This window comes from Paenibacillus sp. BR1-192 (genome assembly GCF_029542445.1).
Lineage (GTDB): Bacteria > Bacillota > Bacilli > Paenibacillales > Paenibacillaceae > Paenibacillus_AQ > Paenibacillus_AQ lautus_A.
This window is the reverse complement of the sequence record NZ_CP120718.1, coordinates 3,939,897-3,952,851: the sequence shown is the minus strand read 5'-3', so window position 1 is coordinate 3,952,851 and position 12,955 is coordinate 3,939,897. Positions and strand designations below refer to the sequence as shown.

Below are 12,955 nucleotides of genomic sequence, written 5' to 3'. Positions count from 1 at the left end.
ATGGTGACATAGGTCTGTCACCACCAATAAATTATACTTCATTTATCAAAAGAAGGAGGTACAACTTTATGTCAGCTATTGCATATTTGAACTTTGATGGAATCGCCGAAGAAGCGATTGAATTTTATTCGGAGGCTTTACAGGCGAACGAGGTAAAAAAAGTGAAATTTAAGGATTTTCCGCAGGATCCAAACTATCCATTGCCAGACAATGAACTCAATATGATCATGGAGTCCTCGGTTGAATTTGCAGGCGGAAAAATCATGATGTCGGATATTTTGCCTTCCATGAAGCAGGTAACGGGTGAGTTGGTGAAAGGAAACAGCATACTTATTAGTCTAGTCATGGAGGATCAACAAGCATTGGAAGAATACTTTAACCAATTGTCTGTTGGCGGCCATGTTGTGATGCCGTTATCCAATACTCCTTGGTCTTCGTGCTTTGGATTGCTGGTTGATAAATTCGGAGTTGCCTGGAAATTTAATCGTGACGCAGATCGCTTCCTGGATAAAGTCATTTCAAACAAACAGTAACGCATTTTAAAACATGGCCTTCCAATGAAAGGCCATGTTTTGATACTCTCATTAGAAAGGAGGAGGATGGGTATTAGCTATGAAAATTGAGCATGTCATTCCAGCAGAATCGAGAGAGGATTTAAGGATTTGGCTGCAGAACCATGGCAAGACCGAGAAGTCTTGCTGGGTATTGGTTAGTATGACGCCAACCCCTGATATGTTGTTATATTTGGACGTCGTTGAGGAAGCTTTATGCTTTGGATGGATTGACGGCATTAAAAAGAAAATGTCCGAAACCGAGCTGGCCCAGAGACTGTCTCCTAGAAGCAAAAAAAGCTCCTGGACCGAATTGAATAAAGAACGTGTCCGCCGCCTCGAAAAGTTGGGCTTCATGAGTGACGAAGGCAGAAGAGTTCTTCCTGACATGGATCCCGGTTCTTTCAGAATAGAGGGGGTCATAGAACAAAGGCTAAAGGAGGAAAAACTAGTATTTGAGAATTTCGTGGCATTTCCGGATCTTTATAAAAGAGTTCGGATTGATACAATACAAAGCTATAAGAATCAGCCGGAATTATTCAAGAGCAGATTAGACAAATTCATATCCAACACAAGAGAAAACAAAATGTACGGTCAATGGAACGATCATGGCCGTCTGCTAGATTATTAATATTTTCCTGGGTCGAAGGCCAACAACCTTAGTCTGGTTGAGTACAGAACTAAGGTTGTATGCATTGCCTATTTATCACTGGAACGCTATGGAGTTCGACATAATCAATTCCAAAAACTCTTCAAGATTATGGGCCGCTTTATCAACTTCTTCAAATTCAGGTTCATATCCGCGTACGATAGCACCAATGTCATTTGTTAAATCAATCGCATAGAAGGAATACCCGCCATCAACTGACATCACTCATTCATGGTCCACCTTCTCCCAACGTATTCACTCCAATTTCTTATAGGCTCTGATTATTATTCTAGTCAGACTTTTCCATATCCTTCTGAAACTCAAAGTGCATTCCATATTTCGATGAGTATCGAATAGAACTCGGTTTATACTATATACAAAAGTACGCCAGTCGATAATAGATGGGGAGAGGTATGGTATGGACATGACAAAACAGCTTGAAAAGCTTACCGCCTTTAAAAAGCTTCACTCTAATTTCTTTATTTTGCCCAATGCATGGGATGCTGCAAGCGCGAAAACTTTCGAGAAGTGCGGCTTCAAGGCCATTGGCACGACAAGTGCCGGCATAGCGGTTTCCCAAGGGTACGCGGATCGGAATATGCCCTTCGACAGGATGCTGGATACGGTCCGCAGGATCGTGCAAACCGTGGATATTCCGGTTACCGTGGATATGGAAGACGGGTATGGACAGACGCCTGATGAAGCCGCAGAATCGGTAAAGCAGGTGATCAAGGCAGGCGCGACGGGGATTAACATTGAAGACAGCAGCATGGATCGACAAGCGCCGCTGCATGATATTTTGCTCCAGCAGAACAAATTAGCCGTGATCCGAGGGCTGGGGAATGCCATGGGGTATCCTCTCTTTATCAATGCACGTATCGATGCTTACTGGATCAAGTCTATGCCGCCTGCAGGGAGGCTTGAAGAGACGATCAAACGGGCCTATACCTACCAGGAAGCCGGGGCAGATTGTATTTTTGTCCCCGGAATCCAGGAAATCTCCGACATCCAAACACTGCGCCATGAAATAAGCTGTCCGATAAATGTATTGGCCGGGCCGGGAATGCCTTCTGCAAATGAACTTGAAGCGCTAGGGATTCAGCGTATCAGCACCGGCTCAGGACCTTTTCGCGCCGCAATATCCCTTCTGCATCGCATGGGCCATGAAATTTTGGAGGAGGGAACTTTTGAGCACATGACTTTAGGAGTCCTTTCTTACGACGATTTATCGGAAAATAGCAATCAACGGAGATAGCGTCTGCGCAGATCCTCATTCCCGCAACGCTATGCTGCCGGTGAATTGGTGGCGATGGAGAACAGTTAAAATGTATCCCTGGAGAGTGGGCTTGCCCCACTCCTTTTTTTATGGGCAGGGATTATAATCCATCGTGACAGTGAAAAGTTTGGACGGAGGGGGAGTGAACGTCAGAAAGCGGGCTGCTTGCTTCCGATAAAATGTTAGCGCCTTCACAAAAAACCAAGCAAGAATACAACCGGGAGAACAGAAGCTGCGGTGCCTTATTATCGTGTGGCAGATGAATAATCTTGAGGAGGTATTTATGCTTACCATTACAAGAAAAGCAGTTAGTTTGTTGGTCGTGCTTGCCGTAATGATCACAGGATTCTCACCCCGAACTGCGGACGCTGTAGAAATCGATAGCTATTCAATTTCTTCAATGGATATGACGGATGCCGCTGATCCGGCATCTTTGGCACAGACCGCCGCTGCTCCGGCCACGATACAAAATTACCCGATGCCATCCATCTATACCGCATCCAGCGTGTTTTCGTTGAAAGCGAATAACGAAGCGATTCCTGTAATCAGTTATCTGGCTGATTATGATTATGCTCAATTTTCCTTTTCCGGCACGGTCCGTATCGAAGTTACCAACAATGTGCCGATTACATCATACTCCATCAGTCCTCAGGCTAAAAATATCGAAGGCACGGTCAACGGGAACAAGCTAACGTTCTATCTTTCATCCTCTACCTATGTCATCGTGAAAATCAATGACCAGAGGAAGAAGATTGTTATCGCAGCAGATCCCTTGGAGACGGATATTCCCCCGTCCACAGGTGCCGGGATTTATAATGTGACGCAGTCGCCATACCACGCGGATAACACGGGTTCAACGCTGGCATCGGGTCCGATTCAGCAGGCGATCGATGATGCCCATCAAGCCGGCGGCGGCGTTGTATTCATTCCGGCCGGTGTTTATAAGAGCGGGAACCTGACATTAAAAAGCAACGTAACCTTTTACCTGGCCGGCGGCGCCGTCATTGTCGGCACGGGCAAGGGGGAAGACTACGTGATTGATTTTCGCAAGGATTCACGAAACGCGGATGGAACGTATTTTATTCGTACTGCCGTAGATTCCACCAATATTACGATACGGGGACGAGGAACCATTGATGGAAAAGGCATTGCGATGCGAGAGCGAAAGATGCCGGCGCCGAATAAGAATGAAGGGTTCCTCAATAACCTGCTCGTTCCGATCGCAACATCCAATTTTACTTTTGACGGTCTAATATTGCGGGATGGCGGTTTTTGGTCGTTTATGGTGGTACGTTCCGACAATGTGACCATAAACAATCTTAAGGGATTCCAGGATTTATACAAAATCGAGAATGACGTTATCGATATCAATGAGAGTCAGAACGTGCTTGTTCAACATTCGATTGCCATCTCGGATGATGACACGTATTCCACTAAAACCTGGCTGCAGACGGGGATGTCCAAAGACTGGCCGGGCGAGCTTGAACATTTGGAGAATGTGGTCTTTGATGACGCTTTTGCATGGACAAGATGCGCGGCTTTCAAGATTGGCATGGGTGTAGCCCAGCCGCAAATCGGCGTAACCATCCGAAATTCGTATGTGTATCAAAGCGCCCGAGCATTGCTTATTGATCATGGATACCAACTGAATACCCTCCCGGAGGAAGGTTACGCCCAAAATATTACGTTTGAAAATATCGACATCGAACGCGTCGGCATCAATCAATTCGGGAACTATTGGCTTGGAGTGTCCACCAGCACTTCCGGCGATGTAAGCAATGTTGTAGTCAAGAACATCCATGTTCGCGAGACCGGCACCCAGAAATCCAGAATTTCCGGGAATGCCACGAAAGGCGGAAGGGTTAACGGCGTCACGTTCACGGATGTTTATGTTGGAGGCAAGCTTGCAACAAACCTGGACGACTTGAATGTTACCGTTAATAACAATGTATATGGTATCGTTTTTGCCAATTCCAAGCCGCCGCTATTCAGCGACAATTTCGAAGACGGAAATACGGCGGGGTGGACGTCGATGTCCGGCGGCTGGACCGTCCCGACAGTCGGCACGAATCACGTGCTGTCCAGCGGGAATCAGACAACCACCTCCCTGATTACCGCTAATAGCGGGGGTTCATGGACGGATTACGTTTATGAAGCCAGATTAAGAATGCCCATCACCAATGCCAACGCGGGCATGGTCTTCAGGGTGCAGGATGCAAACAATTATTATATGTATCGCATTCATTCATCGAATCAACAGCTGGAGTTGTTCAAATCCGTAAATGGACAGCTGACGCTAGTAAACAGTACGCCGTTCACGGCCATTGAGAAACAGTGGTATAAGGTTAAGGCGGTTATGCAAGGGAACACGATTTCCTGTTACGTGGATGGAGAATTAAAGATGGAATGGACCAATCCTGTAACCGAATTGACGGCTGGGGGGATCGGATTCCGGACCACATCGGCGGGCGTCCATTTTGACGACGTCGTGGTTAGTCTCCTCAATAAAGCGCCTGAGGAGATTGCTCTTTCACACAACAGTGTTATTGAAAACACGACGGCGGGAGGCATGGTAGGAAGCTTTTCCACCAGCGACCCTGATACGGAAGAAACATTTGCTTATATGCTGATAGCAGGGGCAGGGGATGTGGACAACGACAGCTTCACCATTTCGGACAATAAGTTGTTTCTAGCCGTAACGCCTGATTACGAAGCCAAGGATAGCTACAGCATCCGGGTCAGGAGTACAGACTCAAGCGGACTGTATGTTGAGAAGACCTTTACGATCCATGTCATGGACGTGAATGAACCTCCCGTGAATCCGGATCCTACGGTCATCCGATTCAGCGACGATTTCGAAGATGGAAATGCCGGAGGATGGACGTCTGTTTCAGGTTCCTGGGATGTAACAACTGACGGCACTAAAGCCTTGATTCAGAATCAAGCTGCTGCTGCAGTCATTGCTGCCGGCGATTCGTGGACGGATTATACGTATGAAGCCAAAGCGAAAATGCCCATCACCAATGCCAACGCAGGCATTCTCTTTAGGGTACAGGATGCGGGTAATTTCTATATGTTCCGAATCCATTCCGCAGCCCAAAAGCTGGAGTTGTACAAATCCGTGGACAACGTCATGACTCTTGTATCCAGTACCCCGTTTACAGCTCAGGCGAACCAGTGGTATACGATGAAGGCTTCCATTGATGGGAACACAATAAAAGGTTATGTGGATGGAGAATTAAAAGTGGAATGGACCAATCCCGAGACGGAATTGACTGCAGGAAAAATAGGATTTAGGACCACTTCGGCAGGCGTCGCTTTTGATGATGCCGTGGTACTCGCATCTGGTCCGATCTAACTAGTACGGCATCCCGTACCATGTCAATAAGAGCCGATCCACAGGTCGAACATCGTTAATGGGATCATACGAAGGAGCTGCCCCTAAAGCCGTGAATGGCTGCTCGGGACAGCTTCGTTTTTTTGCATTGTCGTACAGGGGATGCAGTGACATAATCAAAGAATAGAATTTAACGGAAGGCGTGAAAAGCTTGGAGTATCTCCGCAGGCAATCGTTCCGCAACAAACTCAAGGTCGCTTTTCTGGCTGTCATCGTGCTTTCTGTCCTGATGACCGGAGGATTGTCTTATTATATCTCGGCTGCCACGCTGGAAAAGAATGCGCTGAAGCTCACGCAGGACACGGTGGTCAGGTCAGCACAGATCGTGGATGAGAAGCTGAATAAACTGATGCTGATTATGATGACGTTTATGATCAGCCAGCCTTTCTACGACATGCTGAAGGATGCCGCCTCCGGGGATGCCAGCAGATATTACACGCATCTGAACGATCTTGATAACGTTTTCTCGCAGGCGCGGATTGCCGAGCCGCTTATCCAATCGATCTACGTATTTACGCCGATCGGCGAATTTTATCCTTCGTCCATGAACCGCAATCGGCTCACCGCATTCGAGGACACCGTGCTGTATTCGCGCATCGAACAGGAGAAAAAGAATCTGTGGGTGGAGGGGCATGAGGACATGCTATTCTCCGGCAAGGAACGCGTCATTTCGCTTATTCTGGAGCCGATATTTGACACGCCGGTCAGCGGTGTCTATATTGTCGTGAATATCCGTGAGGACGGCTTCCGCAAGCTGGTGCAGGGAAACACCGCGGAAGGAGCGTCCAGCTTCTTGCTGAACGCTGATGGAGATACGGTTTACCCCGTGAAGGAACCGCTGGTCAGGCAAGCGGTGGAGACGGGAGATTTGAGCGGCATGATGAACCGCTCGGAGGGAAGTCAGCCTTTTGATCTGGACGGCCAAACCTATCTGCTTAATTATGCCCGTCTCGGCATAGCGGATTGGACGATGACCACCATTCGTTCCCGGGCCGACGTGCTCCATGACATGGTATACGTCAAATGGCTGATCGCCGGGGTTACGCTGGCAGCTTTTACCGTCACCACGTTGATTTCGGGCGCATTTTCACGCTATTTGCTAAAGCCGCTGCAAGGGCTTCTGAAGGTGATGAAGCGGGTCGAGAACAACGATCTGACCGCCCGTTTTGAGAGCGGCAGCGGAGATGAACTGGCTCAAGTGGGATTTCGGTTTAACCGGATGCTGGAACAGATTGTGGTGTTGATTGATGAGGTTACGGAAGCGCAGACGCATAAGCGAACTGCAGAGATCAAGGCGCTGTCGGCGCAGATGGACCCGCATTTTCTGTACAACACGCTCAATACCATCTACTGGAAATTGAAATTGAAGCAGATCGAACCGTCGCAGCAAATGGTCATGTCGCTCTCCCGCCTGTTCCAACTCGGGCTGAACAATGGTCAGGAAATTACGACAATGTCGAAAGAGCTGGAGCATGTGCGCCAGTATTTGGAACTGCAGTTAAGCTGCTATGAAGACTTATTCTCTTATGAGATCCATGTACTCGAACCGGAGGTGTCATCGATTTCGATTCCACGCATCATTTTGCAGCCGCTGGTCGAAAACAGCATTTTGCACGGTTTTCGCGACCTGAAGAACGGCGGCCTAATCGAAATCGAAATTAGCGGGGATGAGAAACGCTGGACGATTGCCGTACGCGATAACGGCAGGGGCATGGATGAGGCCCAAGTGCGCGCACTCTTTTGGCTGGAATCGAAAAAGGGATATGCGGTGTCTAATTTGATCCGGCGGCTCCGGCTCTATTATGGGGACGGTGCTGAATTTCACGTAGACAGTGCGCCGGAACGCGGAACCGAAATACGGATTTCTTTACCCAAGAAAGGGGAGCATTTGGATGAGCAATCCTGAAGCGATCAGTCTTTGCATTATCGACGATATTAAGAGCGTGGTGGACGGGTTGACCGCCATGAACTGGGAAGAGCAAGGGATTCGGGTCGCAGGTGTATCGAGCAATGGAGAAGAGGGGCTGAAGCTGATCAGAGAGTTGTGTCCGGATCTGGTTATAACCGATATCCGGATGCCGATCATGGACGGGTTGAGCATGCTGCGTTTGGTTCTGGAAGAGAATCCCGGCTGCAAGGTCATTCTGATCAGCGGCTATGCCGACTTTGAATATGCGCAGCAGGCGGTGCAGCTCGGGGCATTTGATTTTGTGGTGAAGCCCTTCACAGAAGAAGAGATGATGTCGGCTGTGCTGCGAGCCAAAGCAGAGGTTATGGAAGAGAGGTCCAAACGGATAAGTTTGTGGGAAATGGAGAATAAGCTTCGCGAGAGCATGCCGGCGCTGCGGCAGGAATACTTTGGGCTGCTCGTAAGTCACCGCACATCATGGGAAGAGGCATCGGAACGGTGGGATTTTCTGAATATTGAATTGGAGCCGCACGGCTTCGTCGTGATGCTGATTGAAATTGATCGTTTCCGGGAGCAAGTTGCCGAGCAGTCCGTGAAGGAGATGGAGCTGATCCGGTTCTCGCTGTTGAATATTATGCAGGAGACGCTTGCCCATTATGCGCACAGCGTTCTTTTCCGTGCCCGTCATGATCAGTACCTGGCCGTACTGAACGATTCAGGACCGTCCAGTCCGATCGAAATTGCCGAGCAGTGCTGCCGGAATATTGAACGATACACCAAGTTTACGATCTCGGTCGGGGTCGGCGGCAGAGCGGAGGAGATCAGCGGGCTCCCGGATTCTTATCGCCAGGCTCATCGGGCGCTCTCCCATCACTTATTCACTGAAGGCAATGCCGCCATTATGTATGACGATATCCATCAGAGCGGAAGCCAGGAGCCGCTGGCACTGGAGTACAAGGACGAGCTCCTGCTGGCCCTTCGTTCCGGGAATGCTGTCCGGACGGACGCGATTCTGTCCGCGATTTCGGAAGCGCTGCAGAAACGGATCTCCCGGCAAAGTCCGGATTATCTCCTCAGCCTGTACGATGAGCTGGCCGCTTCAGGTATCCGCACGCTTTACGAAATGGTTTCATATTCGGAGATACAGCCGATGATTCAGAAATTCAGAACGGTACAAGGGACGGCGGGGCTGCCGCTGGCCTCTTTGCAGCGTCAACTGCATGCCTTGTGCACGGAGGGAGCCGAGCTGGTTCGCCGAAACAGCGTATCCGAAGGGCAGAAGGTTATTTATCATGCCATAGGCTATATCAAGGGCCGCTTGTCCGAGGATATTACCGTTGGCGAATGTGCAGCGCATGTGCATCTAAGCGCCAGCTATTTTTCCAGCTTATTCAAGCAAGTGACCGGGATGACGGTCACGCAGTTTATCACCTCGGAACGCATTCACAAAGCGAGACAGCTGCTGGTAGAGGGAGCGCAGGTGCAGGAGGTGGCTGCGGCGGTAGGGTATGAGGAGCGCAGATATTTCAGCGAGATGTTCAAGAAGATCACCGGCCAGACACCGTCCGAATTCAGGGCGGGCTATCACATGGACCGGCCGGAGGCGTGAGGCGAGTGCTGCAGGAGACCATAGAATTCTATCCCTTGAGAGTGAATTTGCCTCACTCCTTTTCCGAGAACGGGATTCTATAATAAAAAACGAGCTCACAATACAAACGTTAATCAAAGGGGTAGAATGTATGCGAAAAAAATGGTTAAGCCTCGGCATGAGCCTCATTCTGGCCGCCGGGATCGCAGGCTGCGGCGGGAGCGACAACAACAATGGCAATGGCGGTACGACGAATGGCAAGCCTGACGGCGGAACGGCAGCACCATCAACCGAGACGGGCCAACCCGTACAGCTTAAATACTGGACTGACGACCGTCATGACCAGGAGTATATCAAGGAATTAATCAACAAGTTCAACGAAACTAACGGCGATAACATCCAGGTGGAATTGACGGTCATGTCCGAGAATTACGCGCAAAGCGTCGACATTGCATTTTCCAGCAACCAAGCGCCGGATGTGCTGCGTCTCAAGAGCGCCAATACATCCGGATTCGTCAAAAAAGGGTATCTCGCGCCGATTGACGAGTATTTAACCGATGACTTGAAAGCGAAGTTCGGCAGCCTGCTGATCGACGATGTCAACCGTTTTGACGGCAAGGTGTACTCGCTCGCCAATACCGGCCTCACCATGCGCCTAGTCTACAACAAGGATCTTTTTGCCAAAGCGGGCATCGAGAATCCTCCGAAGTCGCTGCAGGAAATGGTGGAGGATGCCAAGAAAATTACCGAAGTCGGCAAAGCCGAGGGCATCTATGGTTTTGCGCTGAACTTCAAAAATCCGAAGCAAGCATTTGACCGTTCCGTCCGGGAGATTCTTTCCTTGAGCGGTTATCAGGGACTTGGCTTTGATCTGAAAACAGGCCAATTCAATTTCGAGCCTTACTCGCAGGTCATTGAATATTTCAAGCAAATGCATAAAGACGGAAGTATTCTGCCTGGAGCGGAAGCGCTGGATATCGACCCGCTGCGCGCCCAATTCGCCGCAGGCAAAATCGGGATGTATCTTTCCTTCTCGACGGAGCCGGGGGTGTACATGGATCAATTCCCGACCGAAATCAACTGGGGGGGCGCGTTGGCTCCAACGCTGGACGGTGAGATCAAGGGAACTTCCGAAATCGTGTCCGCCGGAACGTGGCTCGGCATCAGCGCCCAATCGGCCAATAAGGAAGCGGCTTGGAAATTCATGCAGTATATGTACGGCGATGAGGTTCTGAAGACCTATCATGAAAAAGGCTTCGGTATTGCCATTGTGCCAAGCATTGTAGAACAGGCTAAAGATCCGGAGATCAATGGCATGGAAGGCTTCCTGGTCGGGGAACACGACTCGCTCTGGCCTGCTTCGCCAAACGTTACTCCGGAGGGTTCCACCTATGCTGACGCTTTCTTCAAATATATCCTTACCGATGAAGACCTGAAAGCGATTACGGAGGATTTAAACACAAGATACAACGCCGCATTGTCCAAGGCGGTGGAGAAAGGCGAGGTCACTGTAACGCCGAACCCAGCCTTTGATCCAACGAAACCGCAGGGAGAATAACAGGCAAGGATGGGGCTGCCGCACACTTTTTTGGCGGATGCCCCTTTTCTTTCCCCGAAGGAGGAACGAATCGTGAGTATTAAATGGAGACGGCTGGGGGAGAATGCTCTGTTTCTGTCCCCCAGCATCATTTTGACGGTGGCTCTGGGCATCTATCCCTTGTTATGGATGCTGCGTTATATGTTTTATGACTATGCCGGGTATGGCGATGCGCTGTTCGTTGGGCTGGACAATTTCCGCCGGCTGATGCGCGATGCGCTGTTCTGGGAATCGGTTGGCAATACCTTTGTCTATGCCGGGGGCAAGCTGCTGCTGACGCTGCCGTTGTCCCTGCTGCTCGCGGTCATCCTGAACGGCAAGCTGCGGGGCGGAAATCTGCTGCGCGGGATCTATTTTATGCCGACGATCATCAGCACCGCGGTTATCTCCGTGGTGTTCTATACGATCTTCAATTCCTATAACGGGATGGTAAACACCGTATTGATGAAGCTGCATCTTGTCTCGCAGCCCATCGACTGGCTCGGCCCAAAACATGCGATGCTTACGGTCATTCTTGTGGCGGTATGGGGCGCGGTCGGTAACTATATGCTGCTGTTTCTGGCTGGCTTGCAGAGCATTCCGCAGGATTTGTACGAAAGTGCGGCCATGGACGGCGCGAATGCAGGAAGACGGTTCTGGAGCATTACGCTTCCGATGCTGGCTCCGGTTGCCCAGTTGGTCATTATGCTTGCGATTATCGCATCCCTGAAAGGCTATGAGAGCATTATGCTGATCACGGAAGGCGGACCGATCGGCAAAACCGAGGTCATGTATCTCTATCTGTATAAACTGTTGTTTCCGGTTTCCACGGGTTCGCCTGTGGAGCAGCAGCTTGGATACGGCAGCGCCGTTGGCTTCGCAACCGCTGTTATTGTGGGCGCGATCACGGGTTTGTATTTCTTATTAAGCCGTAAAATGAACAAGCTTTATTAGAGTTTCTTTTTAAAACCCACTTAACATGATTTTTGAACAAGCACTATATGCAACAATAGACGCCAACTTAGCGAAGGCCCTTACGATTTGACAACAACGCCGCAGACCGATTGATCATGAACGGCTGCAGGCGTGCAGGAGGATCAGCAGATGAACGAACAGGAATTACCCCAACAGCCGGATGCGCGCGGCCAAATCGCCGCCCGCCCGCCTTCCGGTCGCATAGGCAGAATTGCGGGCCGTACGGTGATGTGGTTGTTCTTATTGATAACGGCGATACTGACATTATTTCCCCTGTTGATGACTTTGTCCGGATCGCTCAAGACCGGCGCCGAAATGATGACCGGCGGGAGCCTGCTGCCGGCCAAGCTGCAGTTCGTCAACTATGCCGAAGCCTGGAAGCAGGCTAATTTTGCCCGCTATACCTGGAACAGCGCTTTTGTCAGCATTATGGTTACCGCAGGCACCCTGCTGGTAGCTGCCATGGCGGCTTATGTGGTGGACCGTCGCCATTTTCCCGGCAAATCCCTGTATGTGACGACGCAGGCGTCGATGATGTTTATATCCGTCGGTGCGATCGTGCTGCGCCCGCAATTCGATTTGATGGTCGCGCTGAACCTGAATACCACGCTGTGGGGCGTGATCCTGATTCTGATCAGTGCCCATTCCAGCACATTTTTTATGCTGCTGGGTTTCTTCAAAGCGATTCCCCGCGAGCTTGACGAAGCGGCCATGGTGGACGGCTCCGGCTTTGTCCGAACCTTCTTCCGGATTATTCTCCCGCTCCTGACGCCGGGGCTTGGCGTTGCCGGGCTGTTTGCTTTCCGCCATGCCTGGAACGAATACATTCTGCCGCTGGTCTTCACGATGACGAATCCTCAGCTGCAGACGCTCACCGTCGGGCTGGCGAATCTTCGTTACGGTTCTTCCGCGGCCATGCAGATCCATTTGATGATGGCGGGAGCATGCCTGTCGATTCTGCCGATGCTTCTCGCTTATATTGTGGCGAACAAATCCTTTATTCAAGTGACGGCGGGTTCAGTGAAAGGTTAATT

General features: G+C 50.2%; 10 protein-coding genes. 9 read left to right on the top strand and 1 reads right to left on the bottom strand.

Annotated elements, in window-relative coordinates; genetic code table 11:
- The first annotated feature begins 68 nt into the window (after positions 1 to 68).
- Both P0X86_RS17485 and P0X86_RS17480 read left to right on the top strand, forming a co-directional pair.
- Positions 69 to 533, top strand: coding sequence for a VOC family protein (locus tag P0X86_RS17485; RefSeq protein ID WP_096773956.1), 465 nt, complete (start codon positions 69 to 71; stop codon positions 531 to 533).
- 79 nt (positions 534 to 612) lie between these two features.
- Complete coding sequence (locus P0X86_RS17480; RefSeq protein ID WP_277746027.1) at positions 613 to 1,182, top strand: YdeI/OmpD-associated family protein; 570 nt, start codon at positions 613 to 615, stop codon at positions 1,180 to 1,182.
- Between the two features lie 75 nt (positions 1,183 to 1,257).
- On the opposite strand, the gene P0X86_RS17475 is transcribed toward P0X86_RS17480, so the two are convergent.
- The gene (locus P0X86_RS17475) at positions 1,258 to 1,425 is read right to left on the bottom strand and encodes a hypothetical protein (RefSeq protein WP_277746026.1); all 168 of its coding nucleotides are present in this window, start codon (positions 1,423 to 1,425) and stop codon (positions 1,258 to 1,260) included.
- A gap of 193 nt (positions 1,426 to 1,618) precedes the next feature.
- Between P0X86_RS17475 and P0X86_RS17470 the strand changes: the two genes are divergently transcribed.
- From P0X86_RS17470 to P0X86_RS17440, 7 genes are all read left to right on the top strand, one after another.
- A complete protein-coding gene (locus P0X86_RS17470; protein WP_277746025.1) occupies positions 1,619 to 2,455 on the top strand; it encodes an isocitrate lyase/PEP mutase family protein in 837 nt (278 codons plus the stop codon).
- A gap of 304 nt (positions 2,456 to 2,759) precedes the next feature.
- A complete protein-coding gene (locus P0X86_RS17465; RefSeq protein WP_277746024.1) occupies positions 2,760 to 5,834 on the top strand; it encodes a 3-keto-alpha-glucoside-1,2-lyase-like domain-containing protein in 3,075 nt (1,024 codons plus the stop codon).
- Between the two features lie 190 nt (positions 5,835 to 6,024).
- Positions 6,025 to 7,779: a cache domain-containing sensor histidine kinase gene (locus P0X86_RS17460; protein ID WP_277746023.1), complete on the top strand. Its 1,755-nt coding sequence runs from the start codon at positions 6,025 to 6,027 to the stop codon at positions 7,777 to 7,779.
- Complete coding sequence (locus P0X86_RS17455; protein ID WP_277746022.1) at positions 7,766 to 9,391, top strand: response regulator; 1,626 nt, start codon at positions 7,766 to 7,768, stop codon at positions 9,389 to 9,391. Before P0X86_RS17460 ends, P0X86_RS17455 begins: the two co-directional genes overlap by 14 nt.
- A 130-nt stretch (positions 9,392 to 9,521) precedes the next feature.
- Positions 9,522 to 10,928, top strand: coding sequence for an ABC transporter substrate-binding protein (locus P0X86_RS17450; protein ID WP_277746021.1), 1,407 nt, complete (start codon positions 9,522 to 9,524; stop codon positions 10,926 to 10,928).
- 72 nt (positions 10,929 to 11,000) lie between these two features.
- Positions 11,001 to 11,900: a carbohydrate ABC transporter permease gene (locus tag P0X86_RS17445; RefSeq protein ID WP_277746020.1), complete on the top strand. Its 900-nt coding sequence runs from the start codon at positions 11,001 to 11,003 to the stop codon at positions 11,898 to 11,900.
- A 150-nt stretch (positions 11,901 to 12,050) separates the two neighbouring features.
- Positions 12,051 to 12,953 carry a carbohydrate ABC transporter permease gene (locus P0X86_RS17440; protein ID WP_213578805.1) on the top strand — a complete coding sequence of 301 codons (903 nt, stop codon included), beginning with the start codon at positions 12,051 to 12,053 and terminating at the stop codon, positions 12,951 to 12,953.
- Positions 12,954 to 12,955: the final 2 nt, after the last annotated feature.